Consider the following 14,856-nt stretch of genomic DNA (forward strand, 5'->3'; position numbering starts at 1 on the left):
TTAATAATCCTCTACCTATAATGCTTTTTCTAATAATTTACGTTTTGCGAAAATCATACGACCAGCCGATGTTTGTAATACGCTAGTAACCAGTACATTAAGTTGCGAACCTACATACTCTCTACCATCTTCTACTACAATCATCGTACCATCATCTAAGTACGCAACACCTTGGTTTTGCTCTTTACCATCTTTCACAACATAAACATTTAATTCTTCGCCAGGGAGTACAACTGGTTTAATTGCATTAGCTAAATCATTAATGTTTAACACCGTTACTCCTTGTAATTCAGAAACTTTATTTAAGTTGAAATCATTCGTTACTACAGTTCCACCGGTGATTTTTGCTAACTTTACAAGTTTGCTATCCACCTCTTGGATATCCTCGAAATCGCCTTCATAAATTTCTACCGGAATCGGCATCTCTTTTTGAATACGATTTAAAATGTCTAGTCCTCTGCGACCACGATTACGCTTTAAAGCATCGGAAGAATCGGCAATATGCTGAAGCTCTTCTAATACGAATTGTGGAATCACAATTGTTCCTTCCAAAAACTTCGTTTGGCAAATATCAGCAATACGTCCATCGATAATTACACTCGTATCGAGAATTTTCCAATGAGTCGTAGATTTTTCTGCTTCTACCTCTTCGTTCTCGCTATTATTTTTCTTCTTACCTCCGCGTTGGGGTAATGTAAATAATCCTAGCAATTCATTCCTCTTTTTAAATCCTACTTGGAATCCTAAATATCCAAGTAAAAGAGTGAAGAACACTTGCAACACCGTACTAATAACCGGAATTGTAAATTCACGAATCGGTATTAAAATTAAATATGCAACAATAAGACCAGAGATCAATCCTAATGTACCAAATAAAACATCTGCTACAGGCGCCTTTACAAGAGCCTCTTCAATATGCTTAATAAGTTGAACAATATAATCTACAAGCCAAAATGTTGTTAAAAATAAAATAATTGCACCAATAATCGCACGAACATAAGATCCTTCCAATAAAGGAACAGCACCGATGTCTAATACATTAATAACTTTTGGGATTAAGTAAATCCCTAACGCTCCCCCGATTACTAGAAAGAAGAGCTGTACGATCCGTTTTAACATCCAACCACCTCCTACTCATTATTAACCATTGTTTCGCTAATCAAAACGCCGAATGCAAAAGCGGACGTGTTTTTTTTTATAAATAGTTTTATTTACCAATATATCATATCATATACCAAAAATGTTCTAGTGTCGTTATATTATGGAATCAATGTAATATTCTTAATTGTGTCTACTCATATAGAGATGCTCTTGAATTCTTTTTAGGCCTTCTCGTATTTTCTTCGCCCTTACTTCCCCAATTCCTTCCACATCATCCAATTCATGAATAGTCGCGCGACAAACTCCTTGCAACGTTTTGAATCGATTAATTAAATTTTCAATGATAAGTGGCGGAACACGAGAGATTTTGCTTGTAATTCGATATCCCCTTGGCGTCACACTTTCTTCTAAACTGGTTTGCCCTGGATAGCCAAGTAATTTAACTAAATCACTATCCTCTAAAAGTTGTGTATTTGCAAGGTCCTGTAACTTTTTCAAAATTTGATGATGGTCTTGTGTTTTCTCCTGATGGTAATCTTTAATTAACAATGCTGCCTCTGCTTCTAAATCAGCTAGTAATTCTGTAAGCTGTAAACGAATTAACCTACCTTCTGTTCCTAGCTCATGAATATAGCTCAATATTTCATTTTTAATACGCAGTACCATTTCAACACTATGTAAAACGTGAACTACCTCAGACATTGTAACGACCTCTTCAAATTCTAGAATGCCCAAATTCGTAATACCATCATTCCATACAGCCTTATATTTTTCTAACGTTTGAATAGCTTGGTTTGCCTTTGTTAAAATAACCCCTATATCTTTTAGTGTATAACGTAAGTTCCCTTGATATAGCGTAATTACGTTACGTCTTTGTGAAATGGCCACAACAAGGCTGCCCGTCTGCTTCGCTACACGTTCTGCTGTTCGGTGACGCATACCGGTTTCAATAGAATCAATAGATGCCTCTGGAACTAACTGTGCATTCGCTATTAAAATTTTACTTCCCGTTTCATTTAAAATAAGTGCCCCGTCCATTTTTGCTAATTCATATAAACTAGCAGGAGAGAATGCACAATTAATGTGAAAACCACCATCCACAATACTTTTAATCTGCTCATTATATCCAAGAACAATTAGCCCCCCTGTTTGTGCGCGAAGTACATTATCTATCCCTTCACGCAGTGGTGTTCCTGGGGCCACGAGCTGTAAAATATTAATCATACTTTTGACACGTTGCTTATTTTCTTCCATAGCCTAGCCTCCTAATGTCAAACGAAGCGCTTCTCCTAAATTAGAAACACCTACAACCTCAATCCCATCCGGAATTGTCCATCCTCCTAAGTTTTTTCTAGGAATAATAACACGTTGAAATCCTAATTTAGCCGCTTCTTGTACACGTTGTTCGATTCTTGATACTCTTCTTATTTCTCCAGTTAATCCTACTTCTCCTATTACTGCATCAGTTGGTGCCGTAGATTTATCCCTAAAACTTGAGGCTATACTTAAAGCCACTGCTAAATCAATTGCCGGTTCGTCTAATTTCAAACCACCAGCTACTTTTAAATATGCATCTTGATTTTGCAATAGTAAACCTGTTCTTTTTTCTAATACTGCCATAATAAGCGAAACACGGTTATGATCAATTCCCGTCGCCATTCTTCGAGGATTTCCAAAACTAGTAGGGGAGATTAATGCTTGTATTTCTACTAAAACCGGTCTTGTTCCTTCCATTGAAGCAACTACTGTTGATCCTGCAACACCAACCGGCCTTTCCTCAAGGAAGATTTCAGAAGGATTTAAAACTTCCGCAAGACCAAGCTCTTTCATTTCAAAGATACCCATTTCATTCGTGGAACCAAAACGGTTCTTCACAGCCCGTAAAATACGATACGTATGGTGTCGATCTCCTTCAAAGTAAAGAACTGCATCGACCATATGTTCTAACATACGAGGTCCTGCAATTGCTCCTTCTTTTGTCACATGCCCGACAATGAAAATAGGGATTCCTTTTGTTTTTGCAAGTTTCATTAATTCCGCTGTACATTCACGTACTTGTGCCACACTTCCTGGTGCTGACGTCACTTCAGGTAAATGTATCGTTTGAATAGAATCAATAACAACAAAAGCTGGATTCATCTCTTCAATATGTGCTGCAATACGCTGCAGGTCTGTCTCTGCTACAACAAATAGATTGCTACCCTTTACATGCAAACGATCTGCACGAAGTTTAATCTGCTTTGCCGACTCCTCACCCGATATGTATAATACATCATATGAAGAATCTGCTAATTGTGATGAAATCTGTAATAGTAATGTTGATTTTCCAATCCCAGGGTCTCCACCAATAAGCACTAAGGACCCATCTACAATTCCACCACCAAGCACACGATTAAACTCTTGAAATTCCGTTTCAATACGTGCCTCAGACTTTGTTTCTACTTCGGTAAGACGTCTTGGTTTTGTTACTTCCGTTTGAATTGCATTCGCGTAATTAAGGCGCCTAGATGATACAACTGGCTCCATTTCTTCAACAAGTGTATTCCATTGACCACATCCAGGACATTTACCCATATATTTTGGTGACTGATAACCACATTCTTGACATATAAATTTCGTTTTCTTTTTAGCCATACCTTTTTATAGTTCACTTCACTTTCGTCTATAAACGTTTATCCTTCTCGTACAAGAAAGAGGGCTATCGCGTAGCCCTCTTTGTTTGTCTATACTTATTTTACCTTTTCCGCACTATGAATGACAAATGATTCTCCTTCTACATCAAAGATAACTTTTTGTCCTTTCTCAATAGCACCTTTTAAAAGTTCTTCTGATAGTCTATCTTCTACATGTTTCTGAATTGCTCTGCGAAGTGGACGAGCGCCATACTCACGATCAAATCCTTTATCTGCAATAGCTGAAATTGCCCCTTCCGTTAAGTGCAATTCGATTTCTTGTTCTTTTAAGCGATTTACTAACTGATTTACCATAAGAGTTACAATCTCTTGAATATGTTTTTTCTCAAGCATATGGAATACGATAATTTCATCAATACGGTTTAAGAATTCTGGACGAAATGCCTTTTTCAACTCATCCATTACTTTACCTTTCATATCCGAATAATCACGGCTTTCATCTTGGACATTAAATCCAAGATGTTTGTTACGTTTTAACGCCTCGGCACCAACGTTAGACGTCATAATAACAATTGTATTACGGAAATCAACTGTACGTCCTTTAGAATCTGTTAAACGACCATCTTCTAATACTTGTAGTAGAATATTAAATACATCCGGATGAGCTTTCTCTACCTCATCTAATAATACAACTGAATATGGCTTGCGACGAACTTTCTCTGTTAATTGTCCACCTTCTTCATATCCAACATATCCTGGAGGAGAACCAACTAAACGGGAAGTAGAATGCTTCTCCATATACTCTGACATATCGATGCGAATCATTGCATCTTCATCACCGAACATAGATTCTGCTAGTGCTCTTGCAAGTTCTGTTTTACCTACACCTGTTGGTCCTAAGAAAATAAATGAACCAATCGGGCGCTTCGGATCTTTTAATCCTGCTCTTGCACGACGAACAGCTTTTGCTACTGCTACTACTGCTTCATCTTGACCAATCAAACGATCATGAAGAATGGATTCTAAATTTAATAATTTATCAGTCTCTGTTTGTGCAAGTTTAGAAACTGGGATACGCGTCCATGTAGAAACGACATTTGCAATATCTTCTACCGTAACCTCTGAATTTTCTTTTCCTTGTTGCTCTTTCCATTGACGTTTTGTATCTTCTAACTTCTCACGTAAGCGTTGCTCCATATCACGTAAGGATGCAGCCTTTTCAAATTCTTGACTTTGTACAGCTGCATCTTTTTCTTTTCGAATCTCCTCAAGCTTCACTTCAAGCTCTTTTAAGTTTGGTGGTGTTGTATAAGAACGTAAGCGAACTTTTGAAGCAGCTTCATCAATTAAATCAATTGCTTTATCCGGTAAAAAGCGATCTGTAATATAACGATCTGAAAGTTTTACAGCTGCATCAATAGCGTCATCTGTAATAGATACACGGTGATGCGCCTCATAACGATCACGTAAACCTTTCAAGATTTGAATCGATTCTTCTAAACTTGGCTCATCAACATGAATTGGTTGAAAACGTCTTTCTAAAGCCGCGTCTTTTTCAATATATTTACGATACTCATCTAAAGTTGTTGCCCCAATACATTGTAGCTCTCCTCGTGCTAAAGATGGTTTTAAAATATTCGATGCATCGATTGCACCTTCTGCTCCACCTGCACCAATTAATGTATGAAGCTCATCAATAAATAGAATAATATTGCCTGCTTGGCGAATTTCATCCATCACTTTCTTTAAACGATCTTCAAATTCACCGCGATATTTTGTTCCAGCTACCACTGTACCCATATCTAGTGTCATAACACGCTTATCTCTTAAAGTTTCAGGAACTTCATTATTTACAATTTGCTGTGCTAATCCTTCTGCAATTGCCGTTTTACCTACACCAGGCTCACCAATTAATACTGGGTTATTTTTCGTTCTACGGCTTAATACCTCAATTACACGTTGAATTTCTTTACCGCGTCCAATAACAGGGTCTAAGCGATTTTCACGTGCAACAACTGTTAAGTCCCTTGCTAAACTGTCCAGTGTCGGTGTATTTGCATTTGTTGCTGAACCACCTTGATGACCTGAACTAGCTTCATTACTTCCAAGAAGTTGTAACACTTGTTGTCTTGCTTTATTTAGACTTACACCTAAATTATTTAAAACACGTGCGGCTACACCTTCACCTTCACGGATTAAACCGAGTAAAATGTGTTCTGTTCCAACGTAAGAATGGCCTAGCTTACGCGCTTCATCCATAGATAATTCAATAACCTTTTTAGCACGAGGTGTATAATGTACAGTTTGAGAAGCTTCTGTTCCTCGCCCAATTAACGCTTCTACTTCTTTTTGAACTTTCTCTGGACTTAATCCAAGAGCAATTAATGCTTTTGCTGCAATTCCTTCACCTTCGCGTACAAGCCCAAGTAAAATATGTTCTGTTCCAATATTATTATGCCCAATACGAATTGCTTCCTCTTGAGATAAAGCTAACACTTTCTGTGCTCTTTCTGTAAATCTTCCAAACATCATAGAAATCGCCTCCTACTTGCGCTTAGTTTTTTTCAATACGTAATCGCTCACGGATTAAGGTTGCTCTTCGATAATCTCTTTCTTCTGGCCCTAAAGGTCCACCTGCGTATTGTTGTAAAATACCTGGTTGCGTAAGAACCATTAGCTCAGTCAAAATATTTCTCGATATACCTTTTATATATCCTAGATCAATACCAAGTCGTACATCTGATAAGCAATTGGCTGCTTCTGCAGATTGAATTAAACGACTGTTTGCTAGTATGCCGTAAGAACGATAAACCTTATCTTCAAGTTCAATACTTGAATTTTGTACAATTAATTCTCTAGCCATTTTTTCTTGCTGTATAATTTGTTGAATGACACTCTTTAAATCTGCAATAATATCTTCTTCAGACTTTCCTAGCGTCATTTGATTTGAAACTTGAAATATATTACCTAACGCTTCGCTACCTTCACCGTATATTCCTCTTACTACTAACCCTAATTTTTGAATTACTTGTATAATACGGCTAATTCTTTTTGTTAAAACCAGTCCCGGTAAATGTATCATCACAGAAGCTCTTAACCCTGTGCCAACATTAGTAGGACAACTCGTAATATATCCAAGTGATTCATCAAAAGCGTATTCAACTTCTTTCTCAATCCAATTATCTATTTGATTGGCACTTTGAAGTGCCTCTGATAACTGTAATCCTGAAAATAGGCACTGAATCCGAATATGGTCTTCTTCATTAAGCATAACACTAATATGTTCACTTTCTGATAGTAGACATGCTCCATATTCTGTCCCTGCAAGATTTGGACTAATTAAATGCTTTTCGACTAAAACTCTCCTTTGAAGAGGGGTTAATTCATTCATCTTTAATAGTCCAAACTCCCCAAAAGACCCTACTGCTTTATTTATGAATTTCTTTTTGAATAATTCATGAATCTGTTTAGCTTCTTCTTCGTTTTGCATAGTGGAAAATTGATATTGTTTAAAGTTACGAGCCAAACGAATTCGACTACTTAAAACAATATCAGAATCAGGGCCATCCCCCTTCATCCATGGACTAATTGCTTCGTTCATAATTTTGTCCAGTGACATAGAACTATTCCCCCTCTCTATGCTCACTAAGCTGTATTTCAAGACCTCGGATCTTATCTCTTACTTCTGCAGCTTTCTCAAATTCCTCTTTCTGTACGTATTGTTTCAGAATAAGTTTTAGTTCATCTAATTCTTTCTTTAAGTGGATATTTCCTTCTATACGTTCCGGAATTTTCCCACAATGTTCTGTATGCCCACCGTGAAGGCGTTTTAATAATGGCTTTAAATGCTCCTTAAATGTATCGTAACAAGAATAACAGCCAAAACGTCCGACTTTTGTAAATTGTTCATATGTCATCTTACAATCTGGACATCTTACTATATCTGCATTTGAAAATCCATTTTTTCCTTCTTCAAACATTGTTGATTCACCGTGTAATAAACCAGCAAATAAATCATGAAATGAAAAGTTAGACTGCGATGATGGAAAGAAAGACGTATAGCCACTTTGCTCTGCACATTGCTCACAAAGATGAACTTCCGCCTTCTTCTCGTTAATTACTTTTGTATAATGTAAAGTTGCTGGTCTTATATTACAGTTTTGACAAGTCATCACTATCCCCACCTTTACAACAGGAACGCTCTATCTCATGGTACTTTTCATACATTACTAGATTGTTCGCTTTCCTGAATCCGTTTAAATAAAAGTGCATGTTCTTTTTCAAAACTTCTACAATATTTAACTGCTTTATCTTAGTTATCAATCTTTTACAAAAGTTATATTTATTTATATTTCAGTGTTCTTAACATTGCGCATAATATTCGAGCCCTAAGTTCATCTCGAGAAGGAACATCCATTGATAATACAGAACGATCTATTACGCTTAACATCAGTTTCGCTTCACGATTTGTTATAATTCCCTCTTCTATTAAACGTATAATCATACTTTCTGCATTCCCTTGCGCAACGCTATGATCAATCATATGAAGCATTTGATCAATAATATCTATATCGTCATGCAGTTTGACTTTTATAATGCGAATGTAACCTCCTCCACCACGTTTACTTTCTACTACAAATCCTCTTTCTAACGTAAAACGGGTATTGATTACATAATTGATTTGAGATGGTACGCACTCGAATCGATCCGCAATCTCATTTCTCTTGATTTCAATCACATTATTATTACTTAAGTCAATAACTTGCTTTAGATATTGCTCAATGATATCAGATATATTTCTCATTTATCCGCCACCTTTATTGACTTTGACTATCTTTGACTTTAATTATATACGTATTAATAAAATTTGCAACTCTTTTGCTTATTCACTATCCTAGCCACATTCCCCTGTATTTAAACAAAATATGAATACTTTAAACACATTTTTTATTACTATGGATTATAAAATAAAACACGAAAAAACACGAGTCATTTGACTCGTGTTTTAGTTGCTTGGCGACGTCCTACTCTCACAGGGACAAGGTCCCAACTACCATCGGCGCTAGAGAGCTTAACTTCCGTGTTCGGTATGGGAACGGGTGTGACCTCTCTGCCATCATCACCAAACTATTGAAGGTATATTCCTTCAAAACTAGATAACATTGCTACATATTATATGGTTAAGTCCTCGATCTATTAGTATTCGTCAGCTCCACATGTCACCATGCTTCCACCTCGAACCTATCAACCTGATCATCTTTCAGGGATCTTACTAGCTTACGCTATGGGAAATCTCATCTTGAGGGGGGCTTCATGCTTAGATGCTTTCAGCACTTATCCCTTCCGCACATAGCTACCCAGCTATGCCCTTGGCAGAACAACTGGTACACCAGCGGTGCGTCCATCCCGGTCCTCTCGTACTAAGGACAGCTCCTCTCAAATTTCCTACGCCCACGACGGATAGGGACCGAACTGTCTCACGACGTTCTGAACCCAGCTCGCGTACCGCTTTAATGGGCGAACAGCCCAACCCTTGGGACCGACTACAGCCCCAGGATGCGATGAGCCGACATCGAGGTGCCAAACCTCCCCGTCGATGTGGACTCTTGGGGGAGATAAGCCTGTTATCCCCGGGGTAGCTTTTATCCGTTGAGCGATGGCCCTTCCATGCGGAACCACCGGATCACTAAGCCCGACTTTCGTCCCTGCTCGACTTGTAGGTCTCGCAGTCAAGCTCCCTTATGCCTTTGCACTCTACGAATGATTTCCAACCATTCTGAGGGAACCTTTGGGCGCCTCCGTTACACTTTAGGAGGCGACCGCCCCAGTCAAACTGCCCACCTGACACTGTCTCCCGGGTCGATAAGACCCGTAGGTTAGAATTTCAATACAGTCAGGGCGGTATCCCACCAGCGCCTCCACCGAAGCTAGCGCTCCGGTTTCAATGGCTCCCGCCTATCCTGTACAAACTGTACCAAAATTCAATATCAGGCTACAGTAAAGCTCCACGGGGTCTTTCCGTCCTGTCGCGGGTAACCTGCATCTTCACAGGTACTATAATTTCACCGAGTCTCTGGTTGAGACAGTGCCCAAATCGTTACACCTTTCGTGCGGGTCGGAACTTACCCGACAAGGAATTTCGCTACCTTAGGACCGTTATAGTTACGGCCGCCGTTTACTGGGGCTTCAGTTCAGAGCTTCGCTTACGCTAACCCCTCTCCTTAACCTTCCAGCACCGGGCAGGTGTCACCCCCTATACTTCGCCTTACGGCTTCGCAGAGAGCTGTGTTTTTGCTAAACAGTCGCTTGGGCCTATTCACTGCGGCTTTCCGTTAAGAAAGCACCCCTTCTCCCGAAGTTACGGGGTCATTTTGCCGAGTTCCTTAACCAGAGTTCTCTCGCACACCTTAGGATTCTCTCCTCGCCTACCTGTGTCGGTTTGCGGTACAGGCACCTTTTATCTCGCTAGAAGCTTTTCTTGGCAGCGGGGAATCAAAGACTTCGCTCCATAAGGAGCTTCCCCATCACAGCTCAGCCTTCACGATAAGCGGATTTGCCTACTTATCAGCCTAACTGCTTGGACGTGCACAACCAATCGCACGCTTCTTCTATCCTTCTGCGTCCCTCCATTGCTCAAACGATAAAGAGGTGGTACAGGAATATCAACCTGTTGTCCATCGCCTACGCCTGTCGGCCTCGGCTTAGGTCCTGACTAACCCTGAGCGGACGAGCCTTCCTCAGGAAACCTTAGGCATTCGGTGGACGGGATTCTCACCCGTCTTTCGCTACTCATACCGGCATTCTCACTTCTAAGCGCTCCACCAGTCCTTCCGGTCTGACTTCACTGCACTTAGAACGCTCCCCTACCACTGATACCATTGGTATCAATTCGCAGCTTCGGTGGTGTATTTAGCCCCGGTACATTTTCGGCGCAGAGTCACTCGACTAGTGAGCTATTACGCACTCTTTAAATGGTGGCTGCTTCTAAGCCAACATCCTAGTTGTCTAAGCAACTCCACATCCTTTTCCACTTAATACACACTTTGGGACCTTAGCTGGCGATCTGGGCTGTTTCCCTCTTGACTACGGATCTTATCACTCGCAGTCTGACTCCTAAGGATAAGTCATTGGCATTCGGAGTTTGACTGAATTCGGTAATCCGATGAGGACCCCTAGTTCAATCAGTGCTCTACCTCCAAGACTCTTACACTTAAGGCTAGCCCTAAAGCTATTTCGGGGAGAACCAGCTATCTCCAGGTTCGATTGGAATTTCTCCGCTACCCACACCTCATCCCCGCACTTTTCAACGTGCGTGGGTTCGGGCCTCCATTCAGTGTTACCTGAACTTCACCCTGGACATGGGTAGATCACCTGGTTTCGGGTCTACGACCACGTACTAAACGCCCTATTCAGACTCGCTTTCGCTGCGGCTCCGCCTCTTCAGCTTAACCTCGCACGGGATCGTAACTCGCCGGTTCATTCTACAAAAGGCACGCCATCACCCATTAACGGGCTCTGACTATTTGTAGGCACACGGTTTCAGGATCTCTTTCACTCCCCTTCCGGGGTGCTTTTCACCTTTCCCTCACGGTACTGGTTCACTATCGATCACTAGGGAGTATTTAGCCTTGGGAGATGGTCCTCCCAGATTCCGACGGAATTTCACGTGTTCCGCCGTACTCAGGATACATTCAAGAGAGAACGAAGTTTCGACTACGGGGTTGTTACCCTCTACGACGGACCTTTCCAGGTCGCTTCGTCTACCTCGTTCCTTTGTAACTCCGTATAGAATGTCCTACAACCCCAAGAGGCAAGCCTCTTGGTTTGGGCTATGTTCCGTTTCGCTCGCCGCTACTCAGGAAATCGCATTTGCTTTCTCTTCCTCCAGGTACTTAGATGTTTCAGTTCCCTGGGTCTGTCTTCCATACCCTATGTATTCAGGTAAGGATACCATACCATTACGTATAGTGGGTTTCCCCATTCGGAAATCTTCGGATCAAAGCTTACTTACAGCTCCCCGAAGCATATCGGCGTTAGTCCCGTCCTTCATCGACTCCTAGTGTCAAGGCATCCACCGTGCGCCCTTTCTAACTTAACCAAACTAAAAATTAAAAAATATGAGCTACACTGTTATCTAGTTTTCAAAGAACATACATTTATATATGAGAGATAGTTCTCTCAAAACTGAACAAAACGAAACACGGAAACTTATATTGATGAACAGCGTTCATCAATTCTCCATAGAAAGGAGGTGATCCAGCCGCACCTTCCGATACGGCTACCTTGTTACGACTTCACCCCAATCATCTGTCCCACCTTAGGCGGCTGGCTCCAAAAAGGTTACCCCACCGACTTCGGGTGTTACAAACTCTCGTGGTGTGACGGGCGGTGTGTACAAGGCCCGGGAACGTATTCACCGCGGCATGCTGATCCGCGATTACTAGCGATTCCAGCTTCATGTAGGCGAGTTGCAGCCTACAATCCGAACTGAGAACGGTTTTATGAGATTAGCTCCACCTCGCGGTCTTGCAGCTCTTTGTACCGTCCATTGTAGCACGTGTGTAGCCCAGGTCATAAGGGGCATGATGATTTGACGTCATCCCCACCTTCCTCCGGTTTGTCACCGGCAGTCACCTTAGAGTGCCCAACTTAATGATGGCAACTAAGATCAAGGGTTGCGCTCGTTGCGGGACTTAACCCAACATCTCACGACACGAGCTGACGACAACCATGCACCACCTGTCACTCTGCTCCCGAAGGAGAAGCCCTATCTCTAGGGTTTTCAGAGGATGTCAAGACCTGGTAAGGTTCTTCGCGTTGCTTCGAATTAAACCACATGCTCCACCGCTTGTGCGGGCCCCCGTCAATTCCTTTGAGTTTCAGCCTTGCGGCCGTACTCCCCAGGCGGAGTGCTTAATGCGTTAACTTCAGCACTAAAGGGCGGAAACCCTCTAACACTTAGCACTCATCGTTTACGGCGTGGACTACCAGGGTATCTAATCCTGTTTGCTCCCCACGCTTTCGCGCCTCAGTGTCAGTTACAGACCAGAAAGTCGCCTTCGCCACTGGTGTTCCTCCATATCTCTACGCATTTCACCGCTACACATGGAATTCCACTTTCCTCTTCTGCACTCAAGTCTCCCAGTTTCCAATGACCCTCCACGGTTGAGCCGTGGGCTTTCACATCAGACTTAAGAAACCACCTGCGCGCGCTTTACGCCCAATAATTCCGGATAACGCTTGCCACCTACGTATTACCGCGGCTGCTGGCACGTAGTTAGCCGTGGCTTTCTGGTTAGGTACCGTCAAGGTGCCAGCTTATTCAACTAGCACTTGTTCTTCCCTAACAACAGAGTTTTACGACCCGAAAGCCTTCATCACTCACGCGGCGTTGCTCCGTCAGACTTTCGTCCATTGCGGAAGATTCCCTACTGCTGCCTCCCGTAGGAGTCTGGGCCGTGTCTCAGTCCCAGTGTGGCCGATCACCCTCTCAGGTCGGCTACGCATCGTTGCCTTGGTGAGCCGTTACCTCACCAACTAGCTAATGCGACGCGGGTCCATCCATAAGTGACAGCCGAAGCCGCCTTTCAATTTCGAACCATGCAGTTCAAAATGTTATCCGGTATTAGCCCCGGTTTCCCGGAGTTATCCCAGTCTTATGGGCAGGTTACCCACGTGTTACTCACCCGTCCGCCGCTAACTTCATAAGAGCAAGCTCTTAATCCATTCGCTCGACTTGCATGTATTAGGCACGCCGCCAGCGTTCATCCTGAGCCAGGATCAAACTCTCCAATAAAGTTAGTTTGTCTAGCATCTAAAAATAAAAATTGACGTTTCACGTTGTTTGTTTCGTTCAGTTTTCAAAGAACTAATGGTGGAGCCTAGCGGGATCGAACCGCTGACCTCCTGCGTGCAAGGCAGGCGCTCTCCCAGCTGAGCTAAGGCCCCAAACAAGTATCGGGAAGACAGGATTTGAACCTGCGACCCCCTGGTCCCAAACCAGGTGCTCTACCAAGCTGAGCCACTTCCCGAAAGAAAACGCGCCCGAGAGGAGTCGAACCCCTAACCTCTTGATCCGTAGTCAAACGCTCTATCCAATTGAGCTACGGGCGCATATGGTGCCGAGGGCGGGGGTCGAACCCGCACGGTGGTCACCCACCGCAGGATTTTAAGTCCTGTGCGTCTGCCTGTTCCGCCACCCCGGCATGTCATATTGAAAATTGGAGCGGAAGACGGGATTCGAACCCGCGACCCCAACCTTGGCAAGGTTGTATTCTACCACTGAACTACTTCCGCAAGACATGTTTGAGATATTTTATTAAAAGTGCGGGTGAAGGGAGTCGAACCCCCACGCCAAAGGCGCTAGATCCTAAGTCTAGTGCGTCTGCCAATTCCGCCACACCCGCATATTTCATTAAAATGGTGAGCCATGAAGGATTCGAACCTTCGACCCTCTGATTAAAAGTCAGATGCTCTACCAACTGAGCTAATGGCTCTCAAAATTAAAACTGGTGCCGACTAGAGGACTTGAACCCCCAACCTACTGATTACAAGTCAGTTGCTCTACCAATTGAGCTAAGTCGGCTAAATGGTGGAGGATGACGGGATCGAACCGCCGACCCCCTGCTTGTAAGGCAGGTGCTCTCCCAGCTGAGCTAATCCTCCATTTGCCTGGCAACGTCCTACTCTCACAGGGACAAGGTCCCAACTACCATCGGCGCTAGAGAGCTTAACTTCCGTGTTCGGTATGGGAACGGGTGTGACCTCTCTGCCATCATTACCAGACTGTATTCATTTAAGACAAGAATTATTGTAACTGATTTAACTTTTAAAGTCAACAAGTTTTTTATATTCTTTCAAAACTAGATAACATTGCTTCATATTATATGGTTAAGTCCTCGATCTATTAGTATTCGTCAGCTCCACATGTCACCATGCTTCCACCTCGAACCTATCAACCTGATCATCTTTCAGGGATCTTACTAGCTTACGCTATGGGAAATCTCATCTTGAGGGGGGCTTCATGCTTAGATGCTTTCAGCACTTATCCCTTCCGCACATAGCTACCCAGCTATGCCCTTGGCAGAACAACTGGTACACCAGCGGTGCGTCCATCCCGGTC

Annotated in this window: 7 protein-coding genes, 9 tRNA genes and 5 rRNA genes (1 of these 21 running past the window's edge); all 21 read right to left on the reverse strand. The window is 42.5% G+C overall.

Annotation, left to right across the window (positions count from 1 at the left end; translation table 11 throughout):
- Positions 1-15 precede the first annotated feature (15 nt).
- Positions 16-1,119: a PIN/TRAM domain-containing protein gene (locus tag N2V92_RS06975; protein ID WP_000919681.1), complete on the reverse strand. Its 1,104-nt coding sequence runs from the start codon at positions 1,117-1,119 to the stop codon at positions 16-18.
- Between the two features lie 162 nt (positions 1,120-1,281).
- Positions 1,282-2,355 (reverse strand): DNA integrity scanning diadenylate cyclase DisA, encoded by a 1,074-nt coding sequence (gene disA, locus N2V92_RS06980; RefSeq protein WP_000392164.1) that lies wholly within the window; start codon positions 2,353-2,355, stop codon positions 1,282-1,284.
- 3 nt (positions 2,356-2,358) lie between these two features.
- Positions 2,359-3,735, reverse strand: coding sequence for a DNA repair protein RadA (radA, locus tag N2V92_RS06985; RefSeq protein ID WP_001085199.1), 1,377 nt, complete (start codon positions 3,733-3,735; stop codon positions 2,359-2,361).
- Between the two features lie 95 nt (positions 3,736-3,830).
- A complete protein-coding gene (clpC, locus tag N2V92_RS06990; RefSeq protein ID WP_000971173.1) occupies positions 3,831-6,266 on the reverse strand; it encodes an ATP-dependent protease ATP-binding subunit ClpC in 2,436 nt (811 codons plus the stop codon).
- A 22-nt stretch (positions 6,267-6,288) separates the two neighbouring features.
- Entirely contained in the window at positions 6,289-7,353 is a 1,065-nt protein-coding gene (locus tag N2V92_RS06995) for a protein arginine kinase (RefSeq protein ID WP_000050837.1), read from the reverse strand.
- Positions 7,354-7,357: 4 nt separating this feature from the next.
- Complete coding sequence (locus N2V92_RS07000) at positions 7,358-7,906, reverse strand: UvrB/UvrC motif-containing protein (protein ID WP_000128376.1); 549 nt, start codon at positions 7,904-7,906, stop codon at positions 7,358-7,360.
- A gap of 170 nt (positions 7,907-8,076) precedes the next feature.
- Positions 8,077-8,538 (reverse strand): transcriptional regulator CtsR, encoded by a 462-nt coding sequence (gene ctsR / locus N2V92_RS07005; RefSeq protein ID WP_001244560.1) that lies wholly within the window; start codon positions 8,536-8,538, stop codon positions 8,077-8,079.
- 207 nt (positions 8,539-8,745) lie between these two features.
- A 5S ribosomal RNA gene (gene rrf, locus N2V92_RS07010) occupies positions 8,746-8,861 on the reverse strand.
- A 49-nt stretch (positions 8,862-8,910) separates the two neighbouring features.
- Positions 8,911-11,832, reverse strand: a 23S ribosomal RNA gene (locus tag N2V92_RS07015).
- A 146-nt stretch (positions 11,833-11,978) separates the two neighbouring features.
- A 16S ribosomal RNA gene (locus N2V92_RS07020) occupies positions 11,979-13,530 on the reverse strand.
- 76 nt (positions 13,531-13,606) lie between these two features.
- Positions 13,607-13,682, reverse strand: a tRNA-Ala gene (locus tag N2V92_RS07025).
- A 9-nt stretch (positions 13,683-13,691) separates the two neighbouring features.
- A tRNA-Pro gene (locus N2V92_RS07030) sits at positions 13,692-13,765 on the reverse strand.
- A gap of 8 nt (positions 13,766-13,773) precedes the next feature.
- Positions 13,774-13,847, reverse strand: a tRNA-Arg gene (locus tag N2V92_RS07035).
- A 3-nt stretch (positions 13,848-13,850) separates the two neighbouring features.
- Positions 13,851-13,939: transfer RNA gene (locus N2V92_RS07040), tRNA-Leu, on the reverse strand.
- 16 nt (positions 13,940-13,955) lie between these two features.
- Positions 13,956-14,030 (reverse strand) — tRNA-Gly (locus N2V92_RS07045).
- 29 nt (positions 14,031-14,059) lie between these two features.
- Positions 14,060-14,140, reverse strand: a tRNA-Leu gene (locus tag N2V92_RS07050).
- Positions 14,141-14,154: 14 nt separating this feature from the next.
- Positions 14,155-14,230: transfer RNA gene (locus N2V92_RS07055), tRNA-Lys, on the reverse strand.
- 13 nt (positions 14,231-14,243) lie between these two features.
- A tRNA-Thr gene (locus N2V92_RS07060) sits at positions 14,244-14,319 on the reverse strand.
- Positions 14,320-14,323: 4 nt separating this feature from the next.
- Positions 14,324-14,399: transfer RNA gene (locus tag N2V92_RS07065), tRNA-Val, on the reverse strand.
- Between the two features lie 4 nt (positions 14,400-14,403).
- Positions 14,404-14,519 (reverse strand): 5S ribosomal RNA (rrf, locus tag N2V92_RS07070).
- 101 nt (positions 14,520-14,620) lie between these two features.
- Positions 14,621-14,856 (reverse strand): 23S ribosomal RNA (locus N2V92_RS07075); it runs 2,686 nt beyond the window's last position.
- Together the 16S, 23S and 5S rRNA genes with 9 tRNA genes alongside form the textbook arrangement of a ribosomal RNA operon.

The sequence above is a fragment of the Bacillus sp. CH_48 genome, assembly GCF_038008465.1.
Taxonomy (GTDB): domain Bacteria; phylum Bacillota; class Bacilli; order Bacillales; family Bacillaceae_G; genus Bacillus_A; species Bacillus_A thuringiensis_S.

Excerpts from the sequence above, each read along its gene's own strand:
- N2V92_RS06975 (WP_000919681.1), bottom strand. The coding sequence starts at position 1,119 with ATGTTAAAACGGATCGTACAGCTCTTCTTTCTAGTAATCGGGGGAGCG.
- disA (WP_000392164.1), bottom strand. The coding sequence starts at position 2,355 with ATGGAAGAAAATAAGCAACGTGTCAAAAGTATGATTAATATTTTACAG.
- radA (WP_001085199.1), bottom strand. The coding sequence starts at position 3,735 with ATGGCTAAAAAGAAAACGAAATTTATATGTCAAGAATGTGGTTATCAG.
- clpC (WP_000971173.1), bottom strand. The coding sequence starts at position 6,266 with ATGATGTTTGGAAGATTTACAGAAAGAGCACAGAAAGTGTTAGCTTTA.
- N2V92_RS06995 (WP_000050837.1), bottom strand. The coding sequence starts at position 7,353 with ATGTCACTGGACAAAATTATGAACGAAGCAATTAGTCCATGGATGAAG.
- N2V92_RS07000 (WP_000128376.1), bottom strand. The coding sequence starts at position 7,906 with ATGACTTGTCAAAACTGTAATATAAGACCAGCAACTTTACATTATACA.
- ctsR (WP_001244560.1), bottom strand. The coding sequence starts at position 8,538 with ATGAGAAATATATCTGATATCATTGAGCAATATCTAAAGCAAGTTATT.